Annotated in this window: 15 protein-coding genes; 5 read left to right on the plus strand and 10 right to left on the minus strand. The window is 70.1% G+C overall.

Annotated features, from left to right (window positions below; genetic code table 11):
- Window positions 1-257: 257 nt before the first annotated feature.
- Window positions 258-1,148 (plus strand): DUF7504 family protein, encoded by an 891-nt coding sequence (locus FGM06_RS07540; RefSeq protein ID WP_144798552.1) that lies wholly within the window; start codon window positions 258-260, stop codon window positions 1,146-1,148.
- A gap of 32 nt (window positions 1,149-1,180) precedes the next feature.
- Here FGM06_RS07540 and FGM06_RS07545 read toward each other — a convergent pair whose 3' ends face one another.
- A complete protein-coding gene (locus FGM06_RS07545; protein WP_144798553.1) occupies window positions 1,181-1,477 on the minus strand; it encodes a hypothetical protein in 297 nt (98 codons plus the stop codon).
- A 107-nt stretch (window positions 1,478-1,584) separates the two neighbouring features.
- Here FGM06_RS07545 and FGM06_RS07550 point away from each other — a divergent pair, with 107 nt between their 5' ends.
- A complete protein-coding gene (locus FGM06_RS07550) occupies window positions 1,585-2,472 on the plus strand; it encodes a DMT family transporter (RefSeq protein ID WP_144798554.1) in 888 nt (295 codons plus the stop codon).
- Window positions 2,473-2,488: 16 nt separating this feature from the next.
- On the opposite strand, the gene FGM06_RS07555 is transcribed toward FGM06_RS07550, so the two are convergent.
- Complete coding sequence (locus FGM06_RS07555) at window positions 2,489-2,986, minus strand: SRPBCC family protein (protein ID WP_144798555.1); 498 nt, start codon at window positions 2,984-2,986, stop codon at window positions 2,489-2,491.
- Window positions 2,987-3,152: 166 nt separating this feature from the next.
- Here FGM06_RS07555 and FGM06_RS07560 point away from each other — a divergent pair, with 166 nt between their 5' ends.
- Entirely contained in the window at window positions 3,153-4,079 is a 927-nt protein-coding gene (locus FGM06_RS07560; protein ID WP_144798556.1) for a DNA-3-methyladenine glycosylase family protein, read from the plus strand.
- An 88-nt stretch (window positions 4,080-4,167) separates the two neighbouring features.
- The gene (locus FGM06_RS07565) at window positions 4,168-4,554 is read left to right on the plus strand and encodes a DUF555 domain-containing protein (protein WP_144798557.1); all 387 of its coding nucleotides are present in this window, start codon (window positions 4,168-4,170) and stop codon (window positions 4,552-4,554) included.
- A 171-nt stretch (window positions 4,555-4,725) separates the two neighbouring features.
- Here FGM06_RS07565 and FGM06_RS07570 read toward each other — a convergent pair whose 3' ends face one another.
- From FGM06_RS07570 to FGM06_RS07590, 5 genes are all read right to left on the minus strand, one after another.
- Complete coding sequence (locus FGM06_RS07570; protein WP_094522443.1) at window positions 4,726-4,959, minus strand: UPF0058 family protein; 234 nt, start codon at window positions 4,957-4,959, stop codon at window positions 4,726-4,728.
- A gap of 268 nt (window positions 4,960-5,227) precedes the next feature.
- Entirely contained in the window at window positions 5,228-5,407 is a 180-nt protein-coding gene (locus FGM06_RS07575; RefSeq protein WP_144798558.1) for a DUF7836 family putative zinc-binding protein, read from the minus strand.
- A gap of 108 nt (window positions 5,408-5,515) precedes the next feature.
- Window positions 5,516-6,520: a transcription initiation factor IIB gene (locus FGM06_RS07580; protein ID WP_144798559.1), complete on the minus strand. Its 1,005-nt coding sequence runs from the start codon at window positions 6,518-6,520 to the stop codon at window positions 5,516-5,518.
- A gap of 295 nt (window positions 6,521-6,815) precedes the next feature.
- On the minus strand, window positions 6,816-7,772 hold the full coding sequence (locus FGM06_RS07585; protein ID WP_144798560.1) for a mechanosensitive ion channel family protein: 957 nt from the start codon (window positions 7,770-7,772) through the stop codon (window positions 6,816-6,818).
- Between the two features lie 76 nt (window positions 7,773-7,848).
- Complete coding sequence (locus FGM06_RS07590; RefSeq protein WP_144798561.1) at window positions 7,849-9,117, minus strand: Zn-dependent hydrolase; 1,269 nt, start codon at window positions 9,115-9,117, stop codon at window positions 7,849-7,851.
- A gap of 159 nt (window positions 9,118-9,276) precedes the next feature.
- Between FGM06_RS07590 and FGM06_RS07595 the strand changes: the two genes are divergently transcribed.
- Window positions 9,277-9,489, plus strand: coding sequence for a PLDc N-terminal domain-containing protein (locus FGM06_RS07595; protein WP_144798562.1), 213 nt, complete (start codon window positions 9,277-9,279; stop codon window positions 9,487-9,489).
- Window positions 9,490-9,493: 4 nt separating this feature from the next.
- Here the strand turns inward: FGM06_RS07595 and FGM06_RS07600 are convergent, their stop codons facing one another.
- The 3 genes from FGM06_RS07600 to malA form a co-directional block, all read right to left on the minus strand.
- Window positions 9,494-10,525 (minus strand): sodium:calcium antiporter, encoded by a 1,032-nt coding sequence (locus tag FGM06_RS07600; RefSeq protein WP_144798563.1) that lies wholly within the window; start codon window positions 10,523-10,525, stop codon window positions 9,494-9,496.
- A 4-nt stretch (window positions 10,526-10,529) separates the two neighbouring features.
- Entirely contained in the window at window positions 10,530-12,020 is a 1,491-nt protein-coding gene (gene malQ, locus FGM06_RS07605; RefSeq protein WP_144798564.1) for a 4-alpha-glucanotransferase, read from the minus strand.
- Window positions 12,021-12,123: 103 nt separating this feature from the next.
- Complete coding sequence (gene malA, locus FGM06_RS07610) at window positions 12,124-14,250, minus strand: alpha-amylase MalA (protein ID WP_144798565.1); 2,127 nt, start codon at window positions 14,248-14,250, stop codon at window positions 12,124-12,126.
- Window positions 14,251-14,338: the final 88 nt, after the last annotated feature.

The raw sequence follows: 14,338 nt of genomic DNA on the forward strand, positions 1-14,338 counted from the left end.
TGAGCGATCCTCTGGGAACCGCGGTTCGCCGCCTGCCCATTCATATGGGGCGATTGCCCCACCCGTTTTCAATCGACGCCGAGAGGAGCGGTCGGCTGTCGTGCCACCCTCAAACCGACGATTTCCGTACGAGACCACGTCACGTCGACAGCGCGATCTCGCGTCGCATCGCCGCTCGGCCGCCCCGCGCCCGAATTTCAATATTGAGATGTCTACCCATAAGTTTATCAATTTTGTCGCTGAAGCTAACGTTATAGATGGCCGTTCCGACGGATCCCGACCACAACGTCACGGTGCGACTGTCCGCGACTGGACAGCCACCGGTCCGTGACGGTGTGCCGCTGGAGCGGATGATCTCCGTGCTGTTCGGAACCGGAATCGAGGAGTGGCGACGCGGATGGCGCAGCTCGCCCGGATCGGGACCGTCTCGTGAGGCGATCGTTTCCGCGAGCGACACCACTCGGGGATCGACGGCGACGACGCAGGTCGTGCCGGGGCGGCGGCTCGCGTACACGATGCTCGACGCGTCAGCGTCGCTCGATCGCGTGATGGACGCCGTGTCGACGTACGTCGACGACTTCGAGGGGGAAGCGCCCGCCGTCGTCATAGACGACATCGCTCCGGTGATAACCGAACGGGGCGCCGAAGCGACTCGGTCGTTCGTGACGGCGCTGCGCGGACTGTCCGGCGTCGGCGACGTGATCGTCGGGTGTTCGTACCGCCCCGAAGTGGCGGCGGACGTCCGATCGGTGTTCGATCTCACCGGCGACGTGGGGCGCGTCGACCATCCCGTGGCGGGAGCGCTGGACCGACTGCACCGCGACGATCCGACGACGTTCGGGTACGTTCGCCGTCACTGGGCGGAGGCGCGCGACGGAATAGAGCGCTGTACGCGGAACTACCCCCAGTCGCGGCAGGTCCACGCCGCCCTCTCCGACCCGGAGACGACGCCGCGGACGCTCGGCGCGACGCTGTCCGGGCTCGTGCGACTCGGCGTGCTCGACACGTGGGGGGAGACCGTCGGCTCGACGCGGTACGACCTCACCGCGTACGACCTCGATCGGATGTGGGTCGTCGGAGCCGTTCTCGCGGCGTCGGCGGACGAATCGGGGCCGGACGGCGGGCCGGAGACCGTCGGCGACGACTGAGCGGTCGGTCTCGTGGCGTTCACCCGTCCGATTCACTCCGTCCCGTCGCCCGGCGCTGCCGCCGGAGGGTCGAGCTCGTGTGACACGACGGTGCCGTCCGGTTCGAGCGTGACCGTGCCGAGGGTGACGGTCGTCCCCGTCTCGAACCGTTCGGCGATGGTCCCGAGGACGGCCCGCTGATCGAGCAGGTCCCAGACGGTCTCGGCGACCAGCGACTGGAACGCCTCGGGGTCGGTCCACCCGGAGTCGACGTCCGACGGGACGTGAACGACGAACTGGAGCTCCTCCTCGGTGAGGTGAACGCCCACGCCGAACGTGTCTGCGCACATGCGCCGACGTTCGGACCGGAGTCGCAAATCTCCGTCGGCGCGTCCCGGCCGCACCGCTTCGTCCCGAAACCGGTAAGCGACGGGGGCCGGAACCGACTGACGACTCGATGTCGACCGATCCCCGCGTCCCGCCGGCGGCCGCCCTCGCCACCGCGGTGGTCGCGGTGAGCGCCGGGGCGATCCTCGTCAGGCTCAGCGAGGCGCCGAGCTCGGTGGCCGCGTTCTACCGGGTGTTGTTCACGACGCTGCCGCTGCTCCCGGTCGCGCTCTGGCGGTACCGGACCGAGTTCACACGGATCGGGCGCCGCGACCTCGCGTTCGCGACGCTATCGGGCGTCGCGCTCGCGCTCCACTTCGCCGCCTGGTTCGAGAGCCTGGAGTGGACGAGCGTCGCGGCGAGCGTCACGCTCGTCCAGGCGCAGCCGGTGTTCGTCGCGCTCGGCGCGTGGCTGCTCCTCCGAGAGCGCGTGACGCGCCGAATGGCCGTCGGCATCGCGGTCGCGGTCGCGGGGATGGTCGCGATGTCAGTCGGCGACCTCCTCGGCGGGGTGCTCGTCGGGCCGCGACCGCTCTACGGAAACGGCTTGGCGCTGTTCGGCGCGGTGACGGCGGCCGGCTACGTCCTCGCCGGTCGGTCGCTCCGGCAGCGCGTCTCGCTCGTCCCGTACGTGGTCGTCGTCTACGGGGTCTGTACCGCCTCGCTCCTCGCCCTCGTCCTCGCGGAGGGGCACCCGCTGGCCGGGTATCCGTCGCGCGAGTGGGCGATCTTCGCGGGGCTGGCACTCGGCCCGGGCCTGCTCGGACACACCGTCCTCAACTGGGCGCTCGCGCACGTCGAGTCGAGCGTGGCGTCCGTGTCGCTGCTCGGCGAACCGGTCGGCGCGACGCTGCTCGCGTTCCTCCTCCTGTCCGAGGCGCCGACGCCAGTCACGCTCGTCGGCGGCGCCGTCGTCCTCGCCGGAATCGCGCTGACGTCGACGGGCGCGTCGGGCTGACGTCGGAGTCGATCCGTCACGCCTCGAACCGCTCGATCGTCCGCCGGTGTCGGTCGCGGAACATCCCTTCGAATCCGACCTTCGCGAACGGCCCGGCGAGGTCGCCGAGCGGCCCGAGCGGGAGCCGGTACGAGACAGTGTCGACGAGGAGGGTCTCCTCGCCGTCGTCGTAGAAGGCGTGCGTGTGCTCCCACCGTCGGAAGGGGCCGCCGACCATGTCGTCGACGAAGCGCGCGCTCCCCTCGACCGAGGCGTCGCCGTCGGGCTCCCGCTCCACGATCCGGGAGACCCACCGCTGTCTGGGCCCGACGCCGAACGGCCGCATCGACATCCGTATCCGCGACCCCTCGGCGAGCACTTCCGGGTCCGGCTCCCCGTCCGGTCCCTCGACGCCGCCGATGCGGAGGTTCATCCAGTCCGGCGTGAGCGCGCGGAGGCCGTCGATCGTGGAGTGAAACGCCCACACCTCGTCGATGGGCGCGGGCACGCGCGTCGTCCGGCGGTACGTCGGCATACCCTCGCTACGTGGCGACCGGGCAAAAACCCCGCTTCGCCCGTGGGGGTTGCCGGCGATTCGCCCGCGGTGTCGTCGACGCCGAACCCCGACACCGATGGCGCGACGTCGCGAGCCTCGGCCGGTACCGAAATCCGAATACCGCTGCGACTCCCTCGGATCGGTAATGGAACGAGGCGCGATCGACATCGCGGAGTTGGCCGGTCCGTTCGACCTGCAGGCGACCGTCGAGAGCGGCCAGAGCTACCTCTGGAACCGCGCCGACGGGGACACCTACGCGGATCTCCACGCTCACGGCGGCGACGAGTGGTACGAGACGGTCGTCTCGCCGATTCCCGGCGTCGTCGACGAGCGCGTCCCCCTGCGGGTCAGACACGAGGGCGGTGTCCACGACGGGACGCTCTACTGGGAGTCGGCGACCGACGCCGTCCCGCTGATCGAACACCTGTTCCGGCTCGACGACGACCTCGACGCGATCCTCGACGCGACCCCGGACCTCCCCCTGCTCGAACGGGCGTACGACGCGTACGAAGGGATGCGACTCACCCGCGACCCGGTCTTCCCGTGTCTCATCTCCTTTATCTGCTCGGCGCAGATGCGCGTCGCGCGGATCCACGGAATGCAGCGACGCCTCCGGGAGACGTACGGCGACGTCGTCGAGCTCGGCGGGGAGAGATACCACGCGTTCCCGACGCCCGAGCAGCTCGCCGCCCGGACGGAAGCGGAGCTTCGCGACCTCTCCTTAGGCTACCGCGCGCCGTACGTCCAGCGGACGGCCGAGATGGTCGCGTCGGGCGAGGCGGACCCGCTTACGGCCGCGGACCTCCCGTACGAGGAGGCGCGAGAGTCGCTGACGCGGTTCGTCGGCGTCGGCGACAAGGTCGCCGACTGCGTGCTGCTGTTCTCGCTCGGCTTCCTGGAGGCGGTGCCGCTCGACACCTGGATCCGGACGACGATCGAGGAGTACTATCCCGACTGCGAGCGCGGGAACTACGCCGAGACGTCGCGGGCGATCCGCGAGCGCTTCGGCGGCGAGTACGCCGGCTACGCCCAGACGTACGTGTTCTACTACCTCCGGGCGGGCGGCGAGTGAGTCGGGCCGGTCGCGGGCGGCCGTCGTTTCGGCGCTTCGACCTGTCGGCCGAAGTTTCATATTGGATCGTGTGGTAGGTGGTACCGTGATGGACTGCCGAGTCGCCGTGGAGGCCGCCGTCCCGGTGTACGACGTTGGGACCGCCGACGAAGCCGTCCGGATCGCGATATCGAAGACCGGCGAGATGCTGAATCCGGACCTCAGCTACGTCGAGATCGACACCGGGAGCCGCACGTCGCCCGCGGGCGAGGAGCTACCGCCCGCCTTCGTCGCCGCCGACGAGGCGCTCGTCGCTCTCGAACTCCACATGGACGTGTTCAACGTCGAACGCGCCGAACACGCCAGTCGGGTCGCGCGGAAGGAGATCGGCCAACGGCTCCGAAACATCCCGCTGAAGGTGCTCGACGTCGAGGTGATCGAAGCGGACGACGAGGACGAGACCGAGCCGGACTCGCACCCTGACGACGAACCGTAGCGCCTCGGACTCTCCCGGCGAACTCCGGCGGGGTCGGAGCGAGCCGAAGGCTCCCTCGTGTCGGCGGATCCCGTACGGAACTGGTCTACCGGGATCGACCGTTCGAGGGACGAACGCACGGGTGCGGCTGCCGCTAGACGGGTGAGGAACGACGGGAAGCGGAACGAAATCTCAGTCTGCGGTCGGGGCCAGCGGCTCCGATTCGGACTCCTCCATCGGCTCCGTGATCCCCTCGGTCAGCTTAAAAACGGCCGCTTTGTGGTCGGTCTTCGACTTGTGAATCGATGTCGGCTTGACGCCCAGTTCTTCGTAGGCTTCGAGGTCGATGTCCTCGTTCCAGAACTCGCACTGTTTTCGTACCTCCGCGAGAAGGCCGTGAAGATGGATGAGCTCCTGCTTCTTCATGAGTAACAGCCCTTTGCTACCGGAGGTTTATATTATTATCTTGAGTCACGTTACCAAGGGGCTTCGCGTATTCGCCGTCTAGGAGGCGTAGACGGGTATTTTCGGGTTATCGATCGGGAAGGTTCTACCGGCCGACGATCGTCGATCGGACTCCGAGACGCGGCGCTGTCGCGCCGGGAGGTCGGTTCGCCGGTCTCGGGCGCGACGGTCCGCCCAGAGCGACGATCCGCCGAGGAGATCCCGCGGGCGCGAGCGCAGCCGCAGCGAGCTACTGGAACTGTTTGACCGCTTCGAGGTCGCGCTCGGTCCGCATGAACTCCGTCAGCCGACGGGTCGCGTGGCATTCGGGACAGCTGAAGTTCGAGCGGAGGTTCTGGAGATCAGCGGGGTTGTCCTGCCACTCCTTGGTGCACTCCGGACAGACGAGTCTGACGAACGCATCCACCATGGCCGGCCGTACACGCGGCCGGGTTAAAAACGTACGTGGCGAGAGCGATTCGAGGGCGCTCGAACGCGGAGAGAAAATGACAGGGAGAGAACCGTTCGGACGGCCGTGTCAGGGCGCCAGCCCCTCGCTCGCCTCGAGGAGTTCCTTGTACCGGTTCCGGATAGTGACCTCGCTGATGTCGGCCACGTCGGACACCTGGCTCTGCGTCACCTTCTCGTTCGAGAGGAGCGCCGCCGCGTAGACCGCGGAGGCGGCGAGCCCGACCGGGGACTTCCCGCTCGTGATGCCGCTCTCCTTCGCACCGTCGAGGAGCTCGCGGGCCAGCCGCTGGGTCTCCTCGGAGAGCTCAAGCCGCGAGACGAACCGCGGGACGTAGCTCTCGGGGTCGGCCGGCTGGACGCGCAGCCCCAGCTCGCGGATGACGTAGCGGTACGTCCGCGTGAGCTCCATCTTGTCGACGCGGGAGACCGCGGTGAACTCGTCGAGGCTCCGCGGGTTCCCCACCTGCCGAGCGGCCGCGTACAGCGACGCGGTGGCGACCCCCTCGATGGAGCGGCCGGGAAGGAGGTTCTCGCTCAGCGCGCGGCGGTAGATGACGGAGGCGGTCTCGCGGACGTTGTCCGGGAGGCCGAGCGCCGAGGCCATGCGGTCGATCTCGCCGAGCGCCTGCTTGAGATTGCGCTCCTTGGAGTCGCGGGTGCGGAACCGCTCGTTCCAGGTGCGGAGCCGCTGCATCTTCTGGCGCTGCCGGCTCGACAGCGACTTCCCGTAGGCGTCTTTGTCCTGCCAGCCGATGTTCGTCGAGAGCCCCTTGTCGTGCATCATGTTCGTCGTCGGGGCGCCGACGCGCGACTTGCTGTCTCGCTCGCCGGAGTTGAACGCGCGCCACTCCGGCCCGCGGTCGACCGAGTCCTGCTCGACGACGAGCCCGCAGTCGTCACACACCGTCTCGCCGTGCTCCGTGTCGGTGACGAGGCTCCCGCCGCACTCGGGACAGGTCGTGGTCCGCTCCGCCGCCGTCGACTCCGACTCGTCGGTCTCCGTCGTCCGATCCCGGCTCGTTCGCTCTCGCTCCGTTTCTCCGCCGTAATCGCGCGTACGTGTTTCTGTCATGGGTTCTCTCCGATCGAACTCCCGACTGAAATACTGGTGCCGGGCGAGCCGATTCGTTAACCAATAGTAAGTCGTCAGAGTATATAAATACTTCGTGAATCGAGTTAGCATACATCTCGGAGAATCGGCTCGATAGTCGCGATAACGACCGTTTACGGCACTTCGAACTCTCGGCGTGATCGACGACGCGACAGCGAACCGAAACTTCCCGGTATATAAATCATGTTGGATCCGCGGGTCACTGCCGGTCGGTGCCGCCGGCGACCGCGTCATCGGTCGCCGATATCGCCGTCCGCTACCGGTTCCGACTCACCGGGAACGCCACTCGGTCGGGCGCGTCGTTGAAGCGGTCGAGGATCCGCTCGTACAGCCGGTTCTTCACGCGCTGTCCCCGACGCGGGTGCGTGAGGTACCGGACGCGGAGCTCCACCCACGACTCGCCCTGCGTCACGTTCACCGTCGGCTTGTCGTACACCTCCAGCTCCACGGGCGTCTCGGCGAGCGCCTCACGGTACGCCGCGATGCCGGCGGCCATCTCGTCGCCGAGCAGGTCGCTCGCCTCCTCGGCCATGACCTCGCGCACGAAATCGAGGTCGGTCTCGTAGGCGACCTGCACGCCCACTTCGTTCCACACGTACGGAGAGCCGCCCCCGCCGAAGTTGACGACGTTCGAGGAGAGCACGACGCTGTTGGGCACCGTCACCACCCGCCCCGACGGCTGGTTCGTCGTGACGAGCTCGCCGTTGATCTCCCACAGCGTCGTCACGAGGAAGTCGACGCCGATCACGTCCCCCTTCGCGTCGTCGATCCGGACCCGGTCGCCGACGCCGTACGGCTGTTTGACCGTAATGTACACCCACGCGATAAGCGACAGGAGCGGCTGCTGGAGCGCGAACGTGACCGCGAAGCCGATGACTCCGAGCGAAAAGAGGAGGCCGAGCCAGTTCTCGGTCAACACCGCGAGCGTCGCGATCGTCCCCACGAAGCCGAAGACGAGCCGCAGGAGGTTGCGCGTGTTGTACGCGCGCCGCTTGTTCGCCGACCGCATCAGGACGCCGACCACGAGGAGGTACGACCCGTACAGCAGCGCCCCCACGGCGACGACGAGCAGCGCCCGCTCGACGACGATCGTCGCGGGATAGCCGACCAGGTCGGGCCAGTCGCCGAGGGCGCCCGTCGTCCCCACCAGCGTGCCGGCGGCGGCGGCGACGACGCCGAGCGCGACGGCGGCGAGCGCGAGTGAACGTCTCACGCTCGCCGGTCGCGGCCGACCGGCAAAACGGTTGTGACGTCCGGTCGTCCGATCCGACCGCGACGCTCCGGACCCGTCACTCCCCGCCGACCGCGACCCGCGCCAGCGCCCCCGCCAGCACCTCGGTCGCGGCCGCGCAGTCCGCCCAGTCGGTCCACTCGCGGGGGTTGTGCGAGATTCCGTCCCGCGAGGGCGCGAACAGCAGGGAGGCGTCGGTGACGCGGGCGACGCGCATCGCGTCGTGCGCCGCGCCGGAGTGGAGGTCGATCGCGGTCCGCCCGGCGTCGGTTGCGGCGGCGTGCGCGGCCTCCCGGAGCCGGTCGCTCATCGGCGTCGGCGCCACGTCGAAGGGGCGTTCGAGCGACGTCTCGACGCCCCGCTCGCGCTCCAGCCGGGCGAGCGACTCGCGCGCGGCCGAGACGATTGTCTCCATCGACGCGGCCTCGACGTCGCGCACGTCCACGCCGGCGTCGACGCGGCCCGGGACGACGTTCGTCGCGTTCGGCGAGACGGTGAGCGACCCCACGGTGCCGACCGCGGAGGCGCTCGACTCGTCGACGACCGCGTTCGCGGCCGACTCCACGTCGAGGACGAACTCGCTCGCGGCCGCGAGCGCGTCGGTCCGGTCGCCCATCGCGGTCGCGCCCGCGTGGTTCGCCTCGCCCTCGATCGCGACCTCGCAGTGGGTGATCCCGGTGATCGTCGTCACCACGCCGGCGTCCGCGCCCGCATCCTCCAGAACGGTGTCCTGCTCGACGTGGAGCTCGTAGAACGCCGCCCACCTCGCGGGGCCGATCGCGTCGTCGCCGCGGTAGCCGATCCGGTCGAGCGCCTCGCCCAGCGTCTCCCCGTCGTCGCTCTCTGACGCGAGGGCCTCGTCGAGGGTCGTCTCGCCGGTCGCCACCGACGACCCGAGCAGCCCGTTCCCGAACGTGGACCCCTCCTCCTCGGTGAAACTGACGACGCCGACCGGGCGCTCGGGATCGACGCTCGCGGCCTGCATCGCCCGCACCGCCTCCAGCGCGGCGTACACCCCGAGCGGGCCGTCGAAGATCCCGCCCTCGGGGACGCTGTCGAGGTGGCTCCCGCTCACGACGGGCGCCGCCTCCGGGTCCGCCGACTCCGGTGTCCACGTGCCGAGGACGTTTCCGACCTCGTCGACGGCGACGTCGAGGCCGGCCGCCTCCATCCGTTCCACGAGCCGGTCGCGGGCGGCGGCGTTCGCCTCGCTCCCGGTCCGGTTCGTCCGGCCGCGCTTCTCCGGGTCGTCGTACTCGACGCGTCCGAACGCCGCGTTCGCTTCCAGGTCCGCGCGGAGGCGGTCGGCGTCGATTGTCAGGTCCATGCGCGGATCGGAGCGCCGCCGGACCAAAACGGTTCGTGGTCGGGGCGGGGCCGAGGGCGACGCCGCCATCGCAGCCGGAGACGGGGCCGAGCGCGACGATTTCGGGGCAGCGATCCGAGCCCCAAAGACACTTATTACGTCCCCGAGTGAGTTCGACCGATGTCCCCGATACTGCTGCAGGAGGCCCTGGCCGGCGGGATCGCCTTCCTGTTCGGTCTGCTGGTGCTGCTCGTACAGCTCGCCATCATCGTCTGGATCTACTCGGACGCGAAGCAGCGCAGCGACCAGCCCGCGTTCCTGTGGGCCATCGTCGCCTTCCTCGCGCCGCTGCTCGGCCTCGTCCTCTACTTCATCATCGGTCGGAACCGGTAGGCGCTCACACGCCCCGCAAGAGGCTCGTCGCTCCGACCGTTTCTGCGACCACCCACGTCACGAACAGCAGGTACGCCGCGAGCAGGAGGTACGACTCCCGGCTCGTGAGCGACAGGTCCGTCCGGAGCGCCGCGAACAGAAGCACCGTCGCCAGCGTGAGCACGCCGAACATCGGGACGGCCGTCGAGAAGTTCACCTCGACGCGGCCGACGATGAGCACCCCGAGCGGGATGGCGACGAGGAGGTCGAACGTGTTCGAGCCGAGCACGTTCCCGAGGCTGGTCGCGCCGCGCCCCTCCTCCGCCGTCCGGAGGCTCACTAGGGTGTCGGGGAGGCTCGTCGCCGCCGCGACGATCGTGACGCCCGCGAGGAACTCGGGGATACCGAAGGTCGCGCCGAGCGACTCCACCGACGCGACCAGCCGTTCGACGGTCACCACGATGACGAGCAGTCCGGCCGCGAGCTTCCCCCACTCCCGGCCGACGTCGACCCCCTCGCGGACCGTCTCCACGTCGGCGTCGCCCACGTCCTGGTACTGGATGAACAGGTAGAGCCCGTACAGCGTCAGCGGGATGAGCGCCAGCGGTCGGGTCAGTTCGCCCGCGATCCCCTCCGAAGGGACCGGGACGTAGATGACCGCGAGCGAGAACGTCACGACGAGCGCCGCGACGGCGATCATGTAGAACTGCGCCTCCTTGTACACGATCGTCCGGCTGGACTCCAGCGGGCCCTCCGCGTTGAGCCCCGACAACGCGGGGATCACGAGGATGTTGAAGATGGCGGAACCGACGAGCGCGCCCACGCCCATGTCGAAGACGCCGACGAGCGCGGTGACGAGCACGCTCACCAGCTCCGGGAAGCTCGACCCGACGGCGACGACGATCGACCCCTGCACGACGGCCGGCAGCCCGTAGTACGCGGAGAGCGTCTCGGCCGCCTCCTCGAGCCATCCGCTGCCGATCCAGATGGCAGCGGTCGCGGCGACAATCACCGCGACGTGGACGAGCGGCGAACTTGGGATGATGCTCCCGAGCACCGCGCTACCGGATGTGCCGTCCGGCGAGCTCCCACAGCCGGTCAGCGATCTCGTCGTCGAGCTGGTCCCGAGTGACGCGCCACTCCCAGTTACCGTCGATCGTCCCCGGCTCGTTGAACCGCGACTCGCTGCCGAGCCCGAGCAGGTCCTGCATCGTCGTCACGGCGAGCACCGCCTCGGAGCTCCACACCTCGTCGATGACCTCCCACTCCGGCGCGCGGTCGCCGTCGGCGCCGACGTTGTACCTGAAGCAGTCGCGTTGGCGCTCGGGGAGGTCCTCGAAGTAGCCGACCCACGTGTCCGTGTCGTGGGTGGACGTGTAGCCGACGACGCCCTCGGGGTAGTGCATCGGCTGGTACGGGTTCCCCTCCTGACACCAGTCGGCGTACTGCGGGACGCGCATCCCCGGGAAGCCGAACTCGGCCATCAGCTCGTTCATCGCCGGCTCTTCGAAGCCGAGGTCCTCGGCGATGAACGGAGCCTGCCCCAGCTCGCGCTCGACCGTCTCGAAGAAGTCGCGACCCGGTCCCTCCCGCCACTCGCCGGCGGCCGGGTCGTCGCGGTCGGCCGGGATCGCCCAGTACTTCGCGAACCCGAGGAAGTGGTCGAGCCGCGCCACGTCGGCGAGCTCGAACAGGCGCCGGAACCGGGCGATCCACCAGTCGTACTCTCGCTCGGCGAGCCGCTCCCAGTCGTAGACGGGGTTCCCCCAGCGCTGCCCGTCGTCGCCCGGGTTCGGCGGGACGCCCGCGACCTCGGTCGGGCGGTTCCCCTCGTCGAGCCGGAACGCCTCCGGGTTCGCCCACACGTCGGCCGAGTCGAGCGCGACGTAGATCGGCACGTCGCCGACGATCGAGACGCCCTCCTCGGCCGCGACCGCGCGGAGGTCGCGCCACTGCCGGTCGAACGTCCACTGCACGAACTCCCGGAACCGGACCTCGGTCGCGTGCTCCTCGCGGGCGTCGGCGAGCGCCTCGGGGTCGCGGGTGCGGAGCGGCTCCGGCCACTCGACCCACGTCCCCTCGGGGCGCGCCTCGGCGAGCGCCCGGAACAGCGCGTAGTCGTCGAGCCAGGGCTCGCGCTCGCGGAAGGCGTCGAGGTCGGCCTCGGCCTCGGGCGCGTCCGCGGCGTCGAACCGCTCGAATGCGTCGCGCAACAGCGGGAGCTTGTACTCGCGGACCGCGCCGTAGTCGACCCGGTCGTCGGGGAAGTCGGGGACCGGTTCGAGGTCGGCCTCGTCGAGCCGGCCGTCGGCGACGAGCCCGTCGAGATCGATCAGGAGGGGGTTGCCGGCGAACGCCGACGGCGACTGGTACGGCGACTCCCCGGCGCCGTGTATCGTCGGCCCGAGCGGGCAGATCTGCCAGTGGTCGACGTCGGCGTCGCCGAGGAACGAGAGGAACGCCTCCGCGCCGTCGCCGAGGTCGCCGATCCCGTGTCGTCCCGGCAGCGAGGTGACGTGGCAGAACACGCCGTCGGAGCGGTCGAATCGCATGCGTCCCCCTGCGACCCCCACCGACTCAAGCGTTGCGTCCGTGTCACTATCGCGGGCGGCGCCCCGGACCGACGCTGAGGCGGGGATCGACCCCGCCCGACGCTCACTCCCGCTCCCGGACGACAGCGACCTCGTCGACGCTGATCCGCTCGGTCCCCTCGCCGTCGACGACGACGCAGGAGTCGCCGGTGACCAGGTCGCGGTCCGCGTGGTCGGCGTCGACCGCGACGCTCGCCGGCTCCGGGGCGAAGTTGAGGACAACGATCAGCGACTCCGCGTCGTCGCGCCGGCGGAACGCCACCACGTCGTCGGGGTGGACGTCCCCGCTGGCGACGATCGGTCGCTCGTCGAGGTCGCCGCTGGCGACGTGGTACCCCACCCGTTCGAGGTCGCCGTCGGCGCCGAGCGCCGGATGGTCCTCTCGGGTCGCGATCAGGCGCTCGTAGCGCTCGCGGACCGGTTCGCGCGCGTGGTCCCACGCGATCGCGTCCCGGCGGCCGCGCTGCCCGATCTCCTGGCCGGCGTACACCATCGGCACGCCGGGGAGCGTGAACGTCGCGGCGCCGGCGGCGGCCGCGGCCGCGTCCCCGCACTCGACGCGGTAGCGCGTCTCGTCGTGGTTCTCGATGTACTGGAGGAAGCCGGCGTGGTCGGGGAAGCCGATCTCCGCGCGCTGGTCGATCGCGTCCAGCACCGACGCGGCGGGCTCGGCGCCGCGGCCGACCTGTCGGAGCTGGAAGTACAGCGTCGCGTCGAAGTGGACGTCGAACATCCCCTCGTGGAAGCCGGGGATGTACGGGATCGTCTCGTCCATCAGCAGGAACTCGCGGTCCTTCGCCTTCACCCGGTCGCGGAGCTCGCGCCAGAACGAGTCGGGCACGGCCCACGCCATGTCGCAGCGGAACCCGTCCACGAGCGGCGCCCACTCGTCGATCACGTCGAGCAGGAACCGCCGCACGTCGAGGTTCGCGTGGTTCAGATTCGCGATCAGCTCCCAGTCGAAGTACGTCCCCGGCTCGCCAGACTCCTGCCACTCGAAGCGGTCGCGGTACGGCGACTCCGGATTCCGATAGGCGTCCCGGAACCACTCGTGGTCGCGCGCGGTGTGGTTGGCGACGAAGTCGAACAGCACCCGCATCCCGTTGTCGTGGGCGGCCTCGACGAGCGCCTCGTAGTCGTCGCGGTCGCCGAGGTCCTCGGCCACGTCGAAGAAGTCGACGATGTTGTAGCCGTGCGGCTTCCCGTCGTGCTGGAGGACGGGGGTGAGCCACAGCGTGTCGACGCCGAGGGCGGCGATCTCCGGGATCCGGTCTTCGATCGCCGCGAACGCCTCCCCCTCGTCGGCGTCGGCGAACGTCCGGACGTACACCTCGTAGACGGTCGCGTCCGCCGTCCACTCGGGCGGCTGGTTGAGCCGGACGGTCTCGAAGGCGGGCCCGTCGGCGCCGGTCGCGGCCGTCGGGTCCGGGTCGTTCGCCTCGTCCGCGTCGGGAAGCGCCCCCTGACCGGCTCGCTCGACCGCGACCGCGTCGGCGACGCTCACCCGCTGTTCGCGCCCCGGCTCGCGGGCGACGGCGACCCCGTGGACGCGGAGCCGGTCCGGCACGGCGTCGGTCGGGACCCGGAGGGCGCGCCCGTCGTCGGTCGTCCGGGCCGCGTCCCGCGGGTCGCGTCGCCCCTCCGCGACCGCGCGCTCGACGTCGCGGTCGTCGACGACGAAGGCGACGGCCAGGTCGGACGCGTCGAGGGCGGACTCGGGGTTGGGCGTCGGCGTCGCCCGGACGACGACTTCGGCGCTCTCGCCGCCGACCGCGCCGCTCCCGCTCGGTTCGCCTCCCGCCGCCTCCTCGACGGTCGCGTCGAGCCGAACGCGCGGCTTTCCGACGCCCTCGTGGGCGCGCTCGGCGCCGTAGTCGATCGCGGCGTGGTCGGCGTCGCGGTCGCGGATCGCCGTGCCGCTGCCGCCGGCGACGTCGACGCCCTCGTAGCTCGCCGCGAACGCGCGGACCGTGAGGAGGTGGTCGCCGTCGGGCGCGTCGAGGCCGAGGCGGTAGCGTCCGGGAGCGTCCGGCGTGAACTCCGTCACCGATTCGTCGCCGACGGTCGCCTCGCTGTCCGGCGGCGCGTCGGCGACGCGCCACTCGTAACTCGCCGTCGGGTCCGGGTCCCGCGGCGCGAGCTGCGTCGTCTCCCCGGTCGAGAGGAATCGGGGGGGTCCAGGGTGGTGCATGGGACACACATCAACGCCCGGGGTCTTCGGTGTTGCTCTTCGCTCGATCGCGTCGGGGCCGACGGCTCGCCTCGTTCGTCAAGGCTTT

The organism is Halorubrum depositum (assembly GCF_007671725.1).
GTDB classification, from domain to species: domain Archaea; phylum Halobacteriota; class Halobacteria; order Halobacteriales; family Haloferacaceae; genus Halorubrum; species Halorubrum depositum.